Raw genomic sequence first — 17,152 nt, 5'->3', positions numbered from 1 at the left:
GCTTCAGCCATCACTGGCCGAAGCTATTGTTCACAGCGAACTTAGAGCCGTTTCAATCGTTCATTCCGAACAAGAGCCGCTCTGGAATTCGCCGTAGATTATAAAAACCACGCGGTGATCTAAACACTACCGGAGTATAATGAATGCCTGATCGTGCAACCGTCCTGATCGTCGATGACGAAGTTTCAAACATCGAGATCATGAACGCGGTGCTGGAAGACCACTATGAAATCTGCTTCGCTACATCTGGTGAACAGGCCTTGGAGGTCGCCCGTTCGGTTTTACCGGATCTGATTTTGCTCGATGTCATGATGCCGGGCCTCGATGGCTATGAAGTCTGCGTGCGCCTTAAGAATGATCGCCTTCTGGCTGATGTTCCGGTTATTTTCACAACAGGTCTCGATGATCAGGAGGCAGAGGTCCGCGGCCTTTCACTGGGTGCCATCGATTATGTAACAAAGCCGATCAATCCGGTTGTTTTGCGCGCACGTGTCTCCAATCATATTGAGCTCAAGCGCCTGCGTGATCAGCTTGCTCAAATGGCTGTCACCGACGCTTTGACCGGTCTCAGCAACCGCCGGCAGCTGGAAGTCATTCTGGCGGGAGAAATCTCGCGCCTTGCGCCTTCTGGCGCTTGGCTTTCTGTCATCATGCTCGACATCGATTTCTTCAAGCTCTTCAACGACACCTATGGTCATCCTGAAGGCGACAGATGCATTGCCATGGTCGCGGCCGCTCTGAACCGCGCAGTGCATAAGGTGTCAGGCATGACTGCACGTTATGGCGGCGAGGAATTTGCCTGTGTTCTACCCGGTGCCGATCTTGAAACAGCATTGGCCACTGCTCATGAAATCCAGTTTCAGATCCAGTCGCTGAACATTCCTCATCCCGGTTCAGAAGTCAGCACCAACGTAACGGTCAGCATGGGGATTGCGTCGGCACGTACCCATCCGGATATGGGTGGCTCTCTTTGGCTACAGCACGCCGATCACCAGCTTTACACAAGCAAGAAAAGCGGTCGTAACCAGATTGCAAAGACCGAGTTTTCAGCAGCCTGAAACTGATACCAATATCCGATGAGTTGCACCCATCGGATATTGGATGAGCCTGTGTGGCGACTGAACGTTTTCAAGGCGTTATGCGTCAGCATCTTAGCACCTTGGTATGGCGGCCTCACGTCAAATCGAGATGCGCCTTGAGCGGCATGTCATCGTGAATGGATACGGTCTGCCGCTCTATCATGCGATGAACCAGAGGGGGCGTTGCCCCCTTATGCAGCGCAAACAGTCTTTCTGAAACTTCCGCATCAGACTGCGTGCGTCGCTGATTGTGACGCACATATTCCACCCATGTCGGAACGTGATAGCTTTCCGTCCATGTTTCCGGGTTTTCCAGATCGCGCAGCAACGCCCATTGTCGTGCGCCATCGCGAATACGGATACGCCGCCGCAGCGCCATTGCTGCCAGAAACGCCGGCACATCTTCCTGAGCGATTTTATAATCCACCATGATCATGATCGGGCCACTGCGCGACCTGAGATCAAGGCGCAATTGCGGTTCGCTGAAGCGGTTGAGCGGATCGAGATTAAGCGATTCAAATTCCGGCTGCGGCAGCAGAAACCCGACAAGTGCACCGAAGAGCAAAACACTGGCTGCTGCCAGCAATGCACCCGGAACGCCAAAATCATCTGCAACCGAACCCCACAGCCAGCTACCCGCTGCCATACCACCAAACGTGGCCGTCTGATAAAGCGCCAGTGCACGGCCAACCACCCAGCGCGGAGTGGAAAGCTGCACCGTCACATTGAACAACGAAAGCGCAAGTACCCAGGACAGTCCTGCGGGAAGCAGGAAAATGCAGCTCATCCAGATACTGCGGCTGACAGAAAGCAAAACACAGCTCAGCGCAAAGGCAACAAAAGCACCGCGCACGAGCCATTCATTGCCAAGCAGCTCTCGCAATCTGGCACTTGAAAGCGCACCGCCAATAGCACCTATTCCGAAAAAGCCGAGCATGATGCCATATGTCAGCGCAGTACCTTTAACGAGGTCACGCGCCACAAGTGGCAATAACGCAAGAATGACAATGGCAGACAGGCCGAACAGAAAGCCGCGAAACATGACTTTCAGAAGGTTTGGCGACATGGCCACATAACGGAGCCCCGCGACCATGGCAGGTCCAAATGCTTCACGAGGCAAAGTGGATTTTGTCGTTTGTGGTTGCCATCGCCAAAGTGCCAGAATAAGCGCGCAGTAGCTGAAAGCGTTGAAAATGAAGGCAAAAGCAGCGCCTGCTGCCGCAACAATTGCGCCGCCAATTGCCGGGCCAATGCTGCGCATCAGATTGAAACTCATCGAGTTAAGCGCAACCGCCGCAGGCAAATCTGTTCTGGGAACAATGTCACCCATGGATGCCTGCCATGACGGATTATGCAACGCACCGCCACAACCGATGAGAAAGGTGAAGCCGAGCAACATCCATGGCGTCAACACGCCAAGATAAGCGAACGCCGCAAGCGCAACCGAGATGACAAGCAGCAGAATCTGAGCGGTCAGCATGATGCGACGGCGATCAAAATTATCTGCAAGTGCGCCCGCCGCAACCGAGAAGATCATCACTGGCAAAGTGGTGGATGCCTGAACCAGTGCAACCATATCATCCGAGCGCGCAATAGTGGCCATCATCCAGCCTGCGCCGACCGTCTGCACCAGACCGCCGAGGTTTGAAAATAGCGTGGCAGACCATAAGGCGCGAAAAGTTCCATACTGAAACGGCGCCAGGGGAGAATTTCTTTGCGGCATTCGGACGACCTCCATCCTCATCCGTTCTCTTAGGCGATACGCGAATCGCAACCAAGGAACAAGCAGGTTCCATCAAGCGCGACCGGACGACACACTTAAACGACTGAACCCGCTTGAAGATAATGAATGCGGATACTCCCACTTTCTGGCGGGATCATGTAAGCAGTCTTATTCATTCATAAAAATGCGTTCAAGATGACACAGCTTTCCCGCTTCTCTCTGTTTGGGCTTACCCTCGTTTGTTTCTCTCTCAGCTTGCCGGCAGCTTCATCGGCTGCGGAAGTATTACAGCGGCTGACACCTGAAACAGGTGTGACTGCGCATGTGGCAAAGGCCGATAAAGGCTATGTCATTGTGCAGCCCGACGGTTCAGAACTCATGATGATTGATGCTGAATGGGCCGCAAACTTTGATGGTGATCCCATCTTTACCGTCGCAGACTTCAATTTTGATGGATTCCCCGATGTAGCGCTTGGAGCAAACACGAGCGAGAGTACGGATACGGGTTTCGGTCTGTTTCTCTATAAACCAGCGACAAAATCCTACGCATCGCTCGATTTCTCAGACGAATTCAGTGAACGACTTAACTGCGGCGGCTTATGGAATGTCGAGTTGGTCGAAAGCAGAAAAGCCATCAGGAGCAGCTGCAACTTTGCGGGCGAAGACCCACGCGTCGATGTTGTGCAGATAGACAGTGACGGTTCTGCATATTTGCTTGAGCAATCCCGCCCCAACGAAGAAGTCTGGCAATGGCCCTATCTCAACCGGCCCGCCCGCATGGTGTCCTATGATCGGCAAGGCAATATCACGCTGGAGACAGTCATTCCCAGCGACGACATAGAGAACAGCTGGGAAGTCCCTGTCGATACACTGGAAGTATATAGCGCGGCGGACTTGCAAAGCAGGACACCGGCCCACGTTGTCAAAGGTGAAACGGTTCGCATCCTTGCGTTCAGTGGCGACTTTATGCAGTTCGCCCGTGAAGGCAGCGATACCCTGCGCGGCGGCTGGATTTCCCTTAAGCACGCTTATGATCTGGTCTCCCGCTATGACGCCAATGGAAGCAGGCCTCAAATGGTCTCCCTCGGCCTCACTGATTATGGAGATACAACTGAAAACCCGGATTATTATCGCAATCTTTTCACGCTAATGATCAGGAATACCAGCGATACGGACGTCGAGCTTTCCAATGCTGAACTATTTCTTCTCTTCAATGGAGATAACGGAACGCGCGTAGCCCACAAGCTGTATGATCTCTCAAGCCAGACGCTGGCACCGGGGGAAAGCCATATGCTCGACGATAATCCGATTGAGAAACGTGGCGATCAGCATGTGATCTATCACGATAATGACGGACAGGACGCCTATCCGCTGTTCTTCCCACCCGACATTACACCTGGCAGGTATCGTATTCGCCCGATCATCACAGGCCCGGGCCTCAGCGGTTTCATCTACGGCGAGAATGAAATCGAACTTGAATATCCGCCGAAGCTCGCCGACAGTCTGGTTAAGCCTTAAGCCACTTGTCCTGCACACCAGCCGGACGACCACGCCCACTGGAAATTATAGCCGCCAAGCCAGCCGGTCACATCGACCACCTCGCCAATGAAATAAAGGCCGGGTACGTTCTTGGCTTCCATGGTTTTGGAATCGATATCGCGCGTATCGACCCCGCCCAATGTGACTTCCGCAGTCCGATAACCTTCCGAACCGGCGGGCTTAACATGCCAGTCATTGACCGCAGCCGCGGCACGGCGCAACACAGCGTCTGACAGATCGGCAAGGTTGGTTGCCGGAAAATCTGCCGCGATCAGCTGCGCGAGCTTCCTGGGGATGAAGAATGATAAAGCCGTTTGTAGTGCCTGCTTGCCGTTTTTAGAGCGCTGCTCTCTGAGAGCTTCAAACAGGTCAGTCTTTGGCAGCATGGAGATGACGATCTCATCGCCTTCACGCCAGTATGATGAAATCTGAAGAATGGACGGTCCACTGATACCGCGATGCGTGAACAGCATCGCCTCGGCAAATTTTGTTTTCTTGCATGAAACCACCGCATCAACGGCAACGCCTGCAAGCGGTTTCAATCGCTCAAGCAAGTGCGGCTCGAAGGTCAGCGGAACCAGACCGGGGCGCGTCTCAACAATGCGCACACCGAAACGCGCGGCAACGTCATAGCCAAAGCCTGTCGCACCCATCTTCGGAATGGATTTACCACCGGTGGCAATGACCAGCGCTTTGGAAGAAACGGTGCCGCCGGAATGCCGGATGACGAAACCTCGATCGGTCTTCTCGACGTTCTCGACCGATGTTTCGAGCAACAATCGTGCACCATGGCGCTGCATTTCATCAAGCAACATATCGATGATCTGCGTTGCGGAACCATCGCAAAACAATTGGCCAAGCGTCTTCTCGTGATAAGCGATGCGGTACTTCTCCACGAGCTTGATGAAATCGCGCTGCGTATAACGGCTTAGTGCCGAAATGCAGAAATGTGGATTTTGCGACAGGAAGTTCTTCGGGCTCGCATGAATATTGGTAAAGTTGCAGCGACCGCCCCCGGAAATGCGGATCTTGTCACCGGGCTTTTTCGCGTGGTCCAAGACCAATACAGAACGACCGCGCTTTGCGGCCTCGATCGCGCACATCATGCCAGCAGCGCCAGCGCCTATCACCAAAACATCGACGCTCTGCAACATTCAACTCCGATTTAATAAGATTGCGGCACCATATTGCGGTAAATTGTGAGCGCAAGGCGTGTTTTGGAGTTTTTAAACATATCCGCGATAGAAAGGGTATAACACAGAGCCATTTCAAAGGAGCGGGGGCAGAATTTGAAAATTTCAGTCTCTTCAGCGCCTGATAGAGAAAACGGAAAAACACGCTTTGCCGGCGGCCCAATCTTCTGGATGCTGCTTGCACTTGTTGCATTGGTGGGTCTGTTGAGCATCCCGCTGACCGTGCCAATCGGCCCCATGTATTGGGATACCTATCTCTATCTTGATGCAGCACAGCGCATTAACACCGGACAAATTCCCTCGGTTGATTTCTTCACCCCTGTAGGCCCGCTGGGATATTATCTCTTCTCCTGGGGAATGAAGCTGTTTCCGCAGGCACAATCCCTGCTGCTTGTGCAATGGTCGACACTTATCGTGGCAGCACCACTGATGATCGTGGTTCTCTCTGAAGTGGGAAGCAAAAGCCGAACGCTTGCCTTTGCGCTTCTCATTCCGTTTCTCGCCTTCGCCATATTCCCTGCCAATGTGCAGACCTACACTTCCTATCCCGGTCTGGACGGCTTCGGCATCTATAACCGGCAAGTGTCGCTGTTGCTCTATGTGCTGACATGCGGCCTGATGTTCATTGCGAACGGTCGCAAGCTTGCAGCCTTTTGTGCTGTCGCAATGCTTGCTTTGTTTCTCACGAAGATCACAGGGTTTCTGGTTGGTGGTCTGTTCGGGCTGACGGCACTTCTTGCAGGGCGCTTATCGATCAGAACCGTTTTGATTGCTGCCGCCATAACACTGATTGGAGCGGCCGCGCTCGAACTAAACGGCCACATGATTTCGGCCTATCTCGCCGATATCGAGCAGCTTGTGGCTCTGAATGAAGACGCGCTGCTGCCACGTTTTTTAACGGTCTTATCTGGCAAACTCGATGTGGTCCTGCCGACAGCAATTCTCGTTCTGGTGCTATTCTGGATTGAAATGACACGCGGCACTGTTGCCACCCGCTTTTTTGACCGCAGTTCCGTATGGCTCGCAGCCATACTGCTTGGCGGCATCATTCTGGAAACACAGAATACCGGCAGTCAGGAATTCATCTTCATCTGGCCCGTTTTGCTGATGATATACCAACGCGTCAAACGCGTTGAAGGCAAGGCAAAGATTGCTTTTCTGGTGCTTGCGGCCTTCTGCGTAATCCCGACCTTCAGCAAGGTTACGCACAAGACTTTGCGCGCCATTGCGGTAGCGCCCACCTATGTCCATCCGCCTGTAACAGAGCTTAAAAACATGCGCCAGGTGTCCGCCAGACCGGACATTATGGATCGGGCGAAGTTGCTGCCGGTGCATTATGCCGATTATTCGGCGCCCTACGAAGCATTGGCAACGCAAGGCCAGTTGCCAAGCTGGCGGCTTTATTCAGAGCTTGATTATCAGATGTACTGGATCATTTCCGCTGATGAAGCCGTCAAAGCCTTCCGAAAGTTCGAGAGTAGCACTGGCGTTCATCTCAAAACGCTGATGACACTCGATTTTACCGATCCTTTTCCGTGGCTGCTTGACCGCGAAGCGACACGGAAAATCCAGATCGGCGCAGATCCGTTCCGCACTGTCCCTGCGATGACGCCTGAAACCAGAGCGGCGGTTGAAGCAACCGACGGCGTTCTGCGTCCTAAATGTCCTATGACGACAACGCGTCTTGCATTGCAGGAAATTTACGCAGATGCGCTCAAAGATCGCCAAGTTGTGCCGCTTGATGCGTGCTGGGATTTGTTGCTGCGCCCCGGCATTCTGCAAAAATAGAGCGGGCAAAGCGAAAGGCCGGATGAAACCATCCGGCCTTTAATTTCTACTTGATTTGCGCTTTCACGAAATCCTTGACGATACCGACAATGCCGCGTCCCAGAACCTCATCGAGCGCTGCGATGAACTCATCAACATGCGCGCGTGTGCAGATCAATGGCGGCTCAAGCCGGATCACGTTGCGATTATACTCGGTGAAAGCCACCAGCACGCCATGATCACGCAGCAGGTGACTGCCGATAAAGCCCGGCAGCGAACCTTTCAGCTTGTCATCCAGCATGGCCAGCACTGGGCGCAGAACCATCGGCATAGCCTTTGAGAAATCATGGAACTCAAGCCCCACCATCATGCCCTTGCCGCGCACATCCTTGATGAGCGTCGGATATCGTCCGTGCAGCTCCTTCAGACGATCAAGCAGATAATCACCGGTTTCAGCCGAATTATCGATCAGATGCTCGTCGTAAAGTACGTTGATTGTCTCAATCGAAGTAATACAGGCTTCGCCGATACCGCCAAACGTTGCCATGGCATGGATCATCGCGGTTTTTGGTGTGCCGTAAGCTTTCATATAAACGTCGCGCTTAGCGATCATCGCCGCCATCGCCGTCTTGCCGCCGCCGAGTGACTTGGCAAGGGCCGTGACATCGGGAATGACGCCGTAATGTTCAAAGGCATAGAACTTGCCGGTACGGCCAAAGCCGCACTGCACTTCATCGGCAATCCAGATCACGCCATACTGATCACAAAGCTGACGCAGCTTCTGCCAGAAGGCAGTATCGGCCTGAATGATGCCACCGCCACCCTGAACGGTTTCAAGTACAATCACGCCGATTTCCGGATCAGAACGGAACGCATTTTCAATCGCTTCGATATCACCAAACGGCACTCGAACGGTATTGTCGACCAGTTTGAACTCGCCGCGGTAAAGTCCGCCATCTGTGATCGACAGAACGCCCTTCGTTTTGCCGTGGAACGAGTTTTCTGCATAAACAATCTTAGGCTTCTTCGGGCCTGCGGCGCGTTCTGCAACCTTGATCGCGGCTTCCATGGCTTCCGAGCCAGATGAGCCAAGGAAGACCATATCAAGATCGCCCGGTGAACAGGCTGCAATGTCATAGGCCAATGCAGCCGCATATTGCGACATAAACGCGATGGCGATTTCGTGCCGCATTTCTTCCTGAAATTTGGCGCGCGCCTCGAGAATGCGCGGATGATTATGACCAAGTGCCAGCGAACCAAAGCCGCCGAAGAAATCAAGTATCTTGCGACCGTTCTGATCAATATAATACATGCCTTCGGCACGTTCGATTTTCACCTTGTGAAACCCGAGCAGCTTCATGAAATGCAGCTGTCCCGGATTAAGATGTCCGGTGAAAAGTTCCGTCATGCGCGGCAGATCGAGCGCCTTGGCGTCTTCTACTGTCAGAAGTTTCGGCTTCGGCGTGTGGTTGGCAACCACAATCGGATCATGTGTTGTAACTGTCTTTGTCATGGTTTTATCCTCACGCCGCCTTCGATGCATCGGCAAGTTTCTTGCGATATTCGCTATAGGCTGCGATCAGCATGTCCTCATCACGATACTGCGGCACCCAACCCAATTCCCGTTCGCCTTTTGACACATCCAGAACGCACATTTCATCGGCAATCAGATATTGCTCCGGGTCCATCAATGGCTTGTTGAGCCAGTCAAGAAAGTCCAGCGTGCGCTTGACGGCCCACGCAGGCGTTGGCACCAGAATGGATTTCGATCCCGCGTGTTTGACCAGATCACCCAGCAGTTTACGCACCGGCGGCGGGTTGAGCGAACCGAGATTATATACATCGTTGGGCACGCCGGCCTTGAAGGCCGCATAAGCCGCAGAGGCGCAGTCGAAGACCGAAATGAACTGATAAGGGTTCTTGCCTGAACCGATCATTGGCACCGGCAGGTTATTATCGATGAGCTTGAACAGCTTTTCCAGAATGCCAAGGCGTCCTGGTCCGATAATCAGACGCGGACGGAACAGCGAAATATTCATCCCGCGCGTGCGCCATTCCGCAGCCAGCTCCTCGGTTCTAAACTTCGACAGGCCATATTCACCAAGCGGATTGCAAGGGTGATCTTCCTTTTGCGGCCAGACATAGGTGTGGCCATAGACCATATCTGTCGTGAAATGCACGAGGCGTTTTGCACCCGCCTCGTCCATCGCCTTGATAATATTTTCCGTGCCGTAATAATTGACCGGGAAAAAGAAATCGTGGCGTTTGGCGCGCACCTGAAGCGGCGACAGCATCTTGGCCGACAGATTATAGACCATGTCATCGGCGCGAATGCCAAGTTTGCGGATCGCTTCCGGGTCGGTCACATCGGTATGGACAAACGTCACCTCGCTATAATGTGCGAGATCGCTTTTCACGATATCCGCGACGATAACTTCATGCCCATCGGCAAGGAGCATGGGAGCCAGATAGCGCCCCACAAAACCATCACCACCAAAAATAATATGTCTCATAATCAAGCCCCGACTGTAAAAAACTAAACTGGCGAACGGTCTTGAACCGCTGCGTTCTGTTCGGCATTCGGCGTCTTACCGCTTTGCGCGATCAGCACTGTTCCGATGCAAATGAAGGCGATACCCGCGATCTTGTAGGCGCCCAGTTCTTCCTTGAACAAAAGCCACGCGAAAAGCGCAACCGCAACATAGGCGAGGCTCAGGAAAGGATACGCAAAGGATAAGTCGACTTTCGAGAGCACATAAAGATGTGAGGCCATTGAGATCACAAACATGAACAGACCCGCGAAAACCCATGGATTGAACACGATCTGGAAAACGCGCTGGATCAGCGTATCAGCCGAAAAGCTGACCGGGCCAAGCGTGATCATGCCATATTTGAGCAGCAGCTGGGCGGCCGCATTGGTCATGACCGTGAAAAGAATGAATGGGATATATTTCATGTTGTGTCCCGTCGTTAATTGGTCCGTGCGCTTGTCGATTTGATATGCTCAGATCGGCGCTCTGATTTTTGTTCTGTCGCGCATCATGTCCGAAAACCGTTACACAGTTTTCGGGATGCGCTCCAAAGCGGTACGTCGCCAGAAATCCGAGCAGAAACGCGCATCGCGCATTTGCTCAAGCTGCTGCCATTCTGCAAAGCCCGCTTTAAATGTCTGAGCACTCATACGCTGATCCTTATAAGGATTAACGCGCCCGCCCGCCTCGATTGTCATGCTGTCGAGTTGCCCCAACAGTTCAAGGGTCTTCCGCCCTCGATTGGGGAAATCCATCGTCAGAGTATATCCCGGCTTCGGGAATGACAGCAGCCCTGGCGAACGCACATCACCAAAACGCTTCAACACCGTCAGGAATGATGCCTGACCTGCCGCGCGGCTTGCAGCCAACATGGCAGGAATAACGCGTTCAGCCTGGTCAAAGGGTATCACGCTTTGATGCTGGTAAAGACCGGCAGGACCATAAAGCCTGTTCCAGTTGCGCAAGCCGTCGAGCGGATAGAAGAAACTCGCGAAGCTCACCAGATGCGGCTCCTGCTTGCGACGTTTGGCATGGTAATAGAGAGTATTGAATGCGGTCAGGCTCGGTCGGTTCAACATTGAAAACGGCAGATCGAATGGCAGGCCGAGTTTGGCTTCGCCGATCCGCCCGTTGTGATTGCCATTCATCCCGTGGTTGCCGGTCAATAATACGCCACGCCCCTCAGAACGACCACTGGCCAGCTGATCGACCCAAGCAACCGAATATTCATTCTGGTGGTCGGAATCTTCCGCGATTGCAAAATATTCGGACAGACTTTGGAAAGGCGTAATGCGTTCTTCGATATCAAGAGACGCAACCGGCATCAGCCGGATGCGGGCATTGAGGATCAGGCCGGTGAGACCCATACCACCAATCGTTGCTGCAAAGAGTTCGGCATTTTCACCGCTTGAACAGATGTAGTGCACGCCGTCGGACCGTAGTAGTTCGAGGCTTTCAACATGCCTGCCGAATGTTCCACGCAAATGGTGGTTCTTGCCATGCACATCATTGGCGATCGCACCACCCAGCGTCACAAACCGCGTACCGGGCGTCACCGGTAGAAAATAGCCATGGGGTGCGACAGCTGAGATGATATCGCTCAACATCACGCCGGATTCCGCTTCGAGAATACCCGTATGAACGTCGAAACCTACAATGCGACCATGCGGGCGCATCGGTACAAGCAATCCGGCATCGTTATGACAGCTGTCGCCATAAGAGCGCCCGTTGCCATAGGCGAGCAGGCTTTTAACACCCTCCAGCTCGGACCATACTTCATCAAACGCAATTGCGTTTCGCCTGTGGCGATCAATGCGCCCAAAGCTGTCGAACGACTGGTCCATCAACGCATCCCGGCTACGAACAGCAATACAGCACCAATCGCGATCACGACCTGGCTGCGCCAGTCATTGGCGAGGAAAACGACGGGATCATCGTCCATTTCCTTGCGATGCGCCAATATCCACACACGCATGATGATGTAGAGAACAATCGGCACCAACGGCCAGATCAGCCATGGATAGGTATAAAGCTCCTGAACAGCGGCACTGTTGATATAAAGCGCCAGAACCACCACGGCGGTGAAGCCGGAAGCAACCCCGCTTTGACCAACAATATCTCTGTCTTCAGGACGATAGCCACGACCGGCGATACGATCTTTTTCTGTAACCGTCGAGTGCTGCAACTCGACGTAGCGTTTCACCAGCGCCAGCGACAGGAAGAAGAACATTGCAAAAGCCATCAGCCAGAAAGACTGCGGAATTTCGGTCGCTGCCGTGCCGCCCAACAGCCTCAAGGTGTAAAGTGCTGCAAGGCAGATGACGTCAACCAGCAATGCCCGCTTCAGCACCAGCGAATAGGCTGTCGTTGCAACCAGATAAAGACCGATCACCAGCGCAAAAATCGGCGGCAGGAAAAAGCAGGTTGCGGCTGCAATCAGCAAAAGCAGTGCTGAAACCTTGAGGCCGAACGGAATGCTCAGAACACCGCTTGCAAAAGGGCGCGAGCGCTTTCTGGTATGCTGGCGATCAAGCGGCAGATCAATGATATCATTGAGAATATAGATCGCTGAGGCGGCCGCAGAAAAGGCGACGAAGGCCAGAACCGAAGCCAGCAACACTTCAGGAAAGAAGATCGTGTGAGCGAGGATCGCGGGCACAAAAACCAGCAGGTTCTTGAGCCATTGATGGACACGCAACATTTTCAGATAGGGTTTGATGCCTGTCGCTTTTTTCTCAAAGAGCCGACTGCCATTGGCCATTTGAAAACGCGCGGCAGCCCGATCCGGCGCAACAACAACTACATCTCGCGCAGCCGCAAAGACCGCAATATCGGCGCGATCATTACCGGCATAGTCAAAGCCTTTGGGGCCATAATGCTCTGTAAGTGCGCGCGCTTTGTTATGCGAAGAAAGATTGTTGCTGCCGGTTGTGGCCAAAACAGTCTCAAAAATACCGAGCTCCGACGCAACCGACTGCGCCAGTGGCTCCGCTGCTGCGGTCGCCAGAACCAGCCTGCGACCCCGCGCATGTTCCTGACGAAGATAATCGAGAAATTCTTTACGATACGGCAACAATGAAGCATCAATCACGATACGGCGCGCAATTTGCTGCTTGAGATAGGCCTTGCCCGACAAGAGCCAGAATGGGAACAGAAAAACATAGAGAGCATTCTTCTTAAGAAGAACGAAAGCGCTCTCCCAAAGCAAGTCGGTTGCGATGAGCGTTCCGTCGAGATCCACGGCCAGAGGCACGTCCTGACTTTTAAGTCGCTCATCCATTTTTTGTCATCACCCTCAAACCCGCCCCGGCAACTCTCGTCCGCCAAGCCCCCTCGGCAACGCTTAAGACGAAAGCACAAATGAACAATGATCAGTTTTATATACAATCGATAATTGTTATTGATGGGCTTGTCTCTACCAAACTGCCCTTTAAGCAATCGCTACGAGTTTTGGTTAATAAACATAGCAACCGACATAATTGCTGGTCTATCTTCTCATCGCATAATATAAGGCGGTCATTATTTTCCAGTTTGATCTGCGCTTCTTGCACGGACGCCTCAGGTTTAGAGCCGAACCATGAATATTGAATCTGCCTTGAATGACGGTGCCAATGTCTTTGAGCTAGCGCCAATTTCCCTGTGGCTTGAAGACTACAGCGGATTACGCGAGCAGTTCGAACAATGGCGGAAACTCGGCGTTACGGACCTCAGAACCTTCCTGAAAGAAGATACGAGCCGCTTGCGCATCTGCACAAGCCTGATCCGTGTTCTCAAAGTCAATCGCAAGACGCTGGCGTTATACGAGGCCCGCGATGTCAATCATCTGATCGAGAACCTCGATCATGTATTCCGCGACGACATGCTTGAACCGCACATCAATGAGATGGTGCAACTCTGGAACGGTGACAACGCTTTCATCAGTGATACCGTCAATTATTCGCTGGGTGGCAAGCGCCTCGACATCCAGCTCAAGGGCCTGGTGTTACCAGGCTACGAGCACAGCTGGGATCGCGTTCTTCTGTCCATTGAAGATGTGACTGCGCGCGAAGAAGCCCGGCGTGAGCAAAGCAAGCATAAACAGCACGCCGAAGGTCTGTTTGAGCATTCGCCAGTTTCGCTCTGGGTTGAAGATTTCAGCCGTATCAAACAGCTGATGAACGATATCCGCGAGCGCGGCATCGTCGATTTCCGCGTTTTCACAGATGTGCATCCGGAATTCGTGCGTCAGTGCATGAGTGAAATCCGTGTTCTCGATATCAATCGTGAAACGCTCGAGCTGTTTCTCGCGCCCGACAAAAAGACACTTCTGCAAAACCTGCCGCATATTTTCAAAGGCGATATGGAAACGAACTTCCGCGAGCAGCTGATTGATCTGTGGAATGGCGTGCTGTTTCAGCGGCGCGAAGTTGTCAATTATGCGCTTGATGGCTCCGAGCGGCATTTGCTCCTGCAATTCTCGGTCCTGCCGGGTCATGAAGAAGACTGGTCGCTTGTTCAGGTCGCACTTGCTGACATCACCGCCCGCAAGAAAGCCGAAGCCTATCTCGAATATCTCGGCAAGCACGACGTCCTGACCAAGCTGCACAATCGCGCTTTCTATGTGGACGAGCTCAATCGCCTTGAGCGCAAGGGACACGCACTTGTCTCGATCATCATCATTGATCTCAATGGTTTGAAAGCTGCCAACGACCAGCTTGGTCATGCAAGCGGCGATGGTCTGCTGCGCCGTATCGGTGAAGTTCTGAATGAAGCCGTAAAACTGCCGGGTCACGCCGCCCGTATTGGCGGCGACGAGTTTGCAGTTGTTCTGCCTTATGTCGACGAGCGCGGCGCAGAGGCCGTTATGGAAGATATCCGGCGACTGGTAGACATCAATAACCAGTATTATTCGCAGCTGAAAGTCGAGCTTTCAATGGGTGCTGCCACCAGTATGCAAGGCGAAAAACTGGAAACGGTTGCAAAGCGTGCCGACCTGCTGATGTATGAGGACAAGCGCAAGCACTATTCGGCGGAAGCGCTCCGAAAGTCGCAACCGCCGCTTTAGACCACGTTGTTTTAACGCGCATCTAGTATGCATGTCTCCGAAAGCCGCTTCACACTTTTCGGGAGCGCTTTAATCCTCAAATTTGACGATCGTCTTGCCGCGCGTCAGGTCGGTGATGAGCTGCGCCAGTTCGCCTTGAACAGCGAGCGGCATCGCACCGCTCATTTCGACACCTGTTCCCGTAAAATTCTCGTTTGCAATCGTCACATGCTCGACTGCCGTAAGGCGAGCTTTTAACAAAGCATGATCGGAAAAATCGCAAGCCAGCGAGAAACCTGTCACCGGGATCACTTCGGATTTTTCTGCTTGCCGTAAACACATTGCAGCGGTGCCACCATAAGCTCGCATCAATCCGCCGCTGCCCAGCAATATGCCGCCAAACCAGCGCGTTACGACGACCGCTATATTATCGAGTTGCTGACCATCGATTGCTTGCAGAATGGGCTTACCCGCAGTGCCGCTTGGTTCACCATCATCACTGAAGCGATAATTCTGCCCTATCCGCCACGCCCAGCAATTGTGATTAGCCGCAAGATCGGAATGCTCAGTCAGAAAATCCTTCGCTGCCTGTTCATTAGCCACGGGTGCAGCAACAGCCAGAAACCGGCTCTTCTTGATCTCCTGGCTGATAGTTTCAATGCGGCTGATGGTGAACATGACGATCCTGCAAAGAGTATTTTGGGGGCCTAGCATTTTACGTTGCGGATGACGACCCCTTAAGCCCGCGTTAGCATTGCACACGTGCAAAGTTGGGTATAAGGCAATGAAAAATGGGCCGCGCTTTTAGCCGCCGCTCACCCTGCCCAAAATATGAAAGGTCCGCCCGATGTTCGATTTGATTGTGAGAAACGCCAATCTTCCCGACGGACGTGAAAAGCAGGACATTCTGGTCAAGGACGGCAAAATTGCCGATATCGTCCCCTCAAAAGGCGAACATCAGGCAGCCAGGGAAATCGATGCTTCCGACCGCCTTGTGACCCCCCCCTTCGTTGATCCACATTTCCATATGGACGCGACACTTTCGCTGGGTTTGCCGCGCCTTAACCGCTCCGGTACACTGCTGGAAGGCATTGCACTCTGGGGCGAATTAAAGCCCATGCTGACCGTTGAAGCCATGGTTGAACGCGCATTGCGCTATTGCGACCTCGCCGTCAGCCAGGGCTTGCTCGCCATCCGCAGCCATGTCGATGTAAGTGATCCACGCCTCCTTACTGCGACCGCAATGATCGAAGTTCGCGAAAAGGTTAAACCTTATATCGACCTTCAGCTCGTGGCTTTCCCACAGGATGGTTATTATCGTTCTCCCGGTGCAGTTGATCTTGTCAATCGCTCGCTGGATATGGGCCTTGATGTCGTGGGCGGCATTCCGCATTTTGAGCGCACCATGGCCGATGGTGCAGCTTCACTCGAAGAACTCTGCCGCATCGCCGCAGAACGTGGTCTGCCGGTTGATATCCATTGCGATGAAACCGATGACCCAATGTCGCGCCATGTCGAAACACTGGCAGCGCAGACAATGCGCTTCGGTCTTCAGGGCCGCGTATCCGGCTCGCACCTTACTTCCATGCATTCCATGGACAATTATTACGTCTCCAAGCTCATTCCGCTGATTGCGGAAGCTGAAATGAACGCCATTCCAAATCCGCTGATCAACATCACGCTTCAGGGCCGTGCCGACACCTATCCGAAGCGTCGCGGCATGACACGTGTACCGGAACTAATGGCAGCAGGCGTGAACGTTGCCTTCGGCCATGACTGCGTTATGGACCCTTGGTATTCGATGGGCTCAGGCGACATGCTCGAAGTCGGCCATATGGCTGTCCATGTTGCGCAGATGACGTCGATTGAAGGCAAGAAGCAGGTCTTCAATTCTCTCACTGTCAATTCAGCCAAGGCGCTTGGCCTTGAAGGTTACGGCCTTGAAAAAGGTTGTAATGCAGATTTCGTGGTGTTGCAGGCACGTGACCCACTGGAAGCTCTGCGTCTCAAAGCCAACCGTCTGACCGTCGTCAAACGCGGCAAGATCATTGCCGAGACGCCACAACGCATCAGCGCGCTCAACCTCGAAGGCCGTCCATCTTCAGTTGATGGTGCCAAGTACGCGCCACTGGGCTAATATCCTCAATTACTGCGACGAAAAATCAGTGCCTACTTTTCAAGCGGCTGATAAAACCGCTTGAATTAGAGGCAGATTAGTCGGAAATACATGAGATTGCTCATAAGCCCGGAACACAGAGGCAAGGCAATCAAGCGCATTAGGCTGTGCACTCATAAAT

At 53.1% G+C, this 17,152-nt stretch carries 13 protein-coding genes; 5 read left to right on the top strand and 8 right to left on the bottom strand.

What is annotated here, in order from left to right; translation table 11 throughout:
• Positions 1-143: 143 nt before the first annotated feature.
• Complete coding sequence (locus CEV32_RS01060; RefSeq protein ID WP_094573593.1) at positions 144-1,058, top strand: diguanylate cyclase; 915 nt, start codon at positions 144-146, stop codon at positions 1,056-1,058.
• Between the two features lie 115 nt (positions 1,059-1,173).
• Here CEV32_RS01060 and CEV32_RS01055 read toward each other — a convergent pair whose 3' ends face one another.
• Positions 1,174-2,802 (bottom strand): MFS transporter, encoded by a 1,629-nt coding sequence (locus CEV32_RS01055; protein ID WP_094573592.1) that lies wholly within the window; start codon positions 2,800-2,802, stop codon positions 1,174-1,176.
• A 195-nt stretch (positions 2,803-2,997) separates the two neighbouring features.
• Here CEV32_RS01055 and CEV32_RS01050 point away from each other — a divergent pair, with 195 nt between their 5' ends.
• On the top strand, positions 2,998-4,320 hold the full coding sequence (locus CEV32_RS01050) for an FG-GAP repeat protein (RefSeq protein ID WP_094573591.1): 1,323 nt from the start codon (positions 2,998-3,000) through the stop codon (positions 4,318-4,320).
• On the opposite strand, the gene CEV32_RS01045 is transcribed toward CEV32_RS01050, so the two are convergent.
• Positions 4,317-5,492 carry a BaiN/RdsA family NAD(P)/FAD-dependent oxidoreductase gene (locus CEV32_RS01045; RefSeq protein ID WP_094573703.1) on the bottom strand — a complete coding sequence of 392 codons (1,176 nt, stop codon included), beginning with the start codon at positions 5,490-5,492 and terminating at the stop codon, positions 4,317-4,319. The two genes, CEV32_RS01050 and CEV32_RS01045, sit on opposite strands and share 4 nt — an antisense overlap.
• Positions 5,493-5,636: 144 nt before the next feature.
• On the opposite strand from CEV32_RS01045, the gene CEV32_RS01040 reads away from it, so the two are divergent.
• A complete protein-coding gene (locus tag CEV32_RS01040) occupies positions 5,637-7,322 on the top strand; it encodes a hypothetical protein (protein ID WP_374883386.1) in 1,686 nt (561 codons plus the stop codon).
• 46 nt (positions 7,323-7,368) lie between these two features.
• Here the strand turns inward: CEV32_RS01040 and CEV32_RS01035 are convergent, their stop codons facing one another.
• The 5 genes from CEV32_RS01035 to CEV32_RS01015 form a co-directional block, all read right to left on the bottom strand.
• The gene (locus CEV32_RS01035; RefSeq protein ID WP_094573590.1) at positions 7,369-8,814 is read right to left on the bottom strand and encodes an aspartate aminotransferase family protein; all 1,446 of its coding nucleotides are present in this window, start codon (positions 8,812-8,814) and stop codon (positions 7,369-7,371) included.
• A gap of 10 nt (positions 8,815-8,824) precedes the next feature.
• On the bottom strand, positions 8,825-9,814 hold the full coding sequence (locus CEV32_RS01030) for an NAD-dependent epimerase/dehydratase family protein (RefSeq protein ID WP_094573589.1): 990 nt from the start codon (positions 9,812-9,814) through the stop codon (positions 8,825-8,827).
• A 23-nt stretch (positions 9,815-9,837) separates the two neighbouring features.
• Positions 9,838-10,257, bottom strand: coding sequence for an EamA family transporter (locus CEV32_RS01025; RefSeq protein ID WP_094573588.1), 420 nt, complete (start codon positions 10,255-10,257; stop codon positions 9,838-9,840).
• Positions 10,258-10,356: 99 nt separating this feature from the next.
• A complete protein-coding gene (locus tag CEV32_RS01020; RefSeq protein ID WP_094573587.1) occupies positions 10,357-11,676 on the bottom strand; it encodes an FAD-binding oxidoreductase in 1,320 nt (439 codons plus the stop codon).
• On the bottom strand, positions 11,676-13,112 hold the full coding sequence (locus tag CEV32_RS01015; RefSeq protein WP_094573586.1) for a UbiA family prenyltransferase: 1,437 nt from the start codon (positions 13,110-13,112) through the stop codon (positions 11,676-11,678). The genes CEV32_RS01020 and CEV32_RS01015 overlap by 1 nt, the downstream gene beginning before the upstream one ends.
• Before the next feature lie 297 nt (positions 13,113-13,409).
• Between CEV32_RS01015 and CEV32_RS01010 the strand changes: the two genes are divergently transcribed.
• Complete coding sequence (locus CEV32_RS01010; protein ID WP_094573585.1) at positions 13,410-14,876, top strand: sensor domain-containing diguanylate cyclase; 1,467 nt, start codon at positions 13,410-13,412, stop codon at positions 14,874-14,876.
• Between the two features lie 69 nt (positions 14,877-14,945).
• Here the strand turns inward: CEV32_RS01010 and CEV32_RS01005 are convergent, their stop codons facing one another.
• Positions 14,946-15,533: an IMPACT family protein gene (locus tag CEV32_RS01005; protein WP_094573584.1), complete on the bottom strand. Its 588-nt coding sequence runs from the start codon at positions 15,531-15,533 to the stop codon at positions 14,946-14,948.
• Positions 15,534-15,702: 169 nt separating this feature from the next.
• Here CEV32_RS01005 and CEV32_RS01000 point away from each other — a divergent pair, with 169 nt between their 5' ends.
• Positions 15,703-16,992 carry an amidohydrolase family protein gene (locus tag CEV32_RS01000; RefSeq protein WP_094573583.1) on the top strand — a complete coding sequence of 430 codons (1,290 nt, stop codon included), beginning with the start codon at positions 15,703-15,705 and terminating at the stop codon, positions 16,990-16,992.
• Positions 16,993-17,152 lie beyond the last annotated feature (160 nt).

It is taken from the genome of Brucella rhizosphaerae (assembly GCF_002252475.1).
Taxonomy (GTDB): Bacteria; Pseudomonadota; Alphaproteobacteria; order Rhizobiales; family Rhizobiaceae; genus Brucella; species Brucella rhizosphaerae.
The sequence above is the reverse complement of the archived record's forward strand: the minus strand, read 5'-3'. Positions and strand labels throughout refer to the sequence as shown.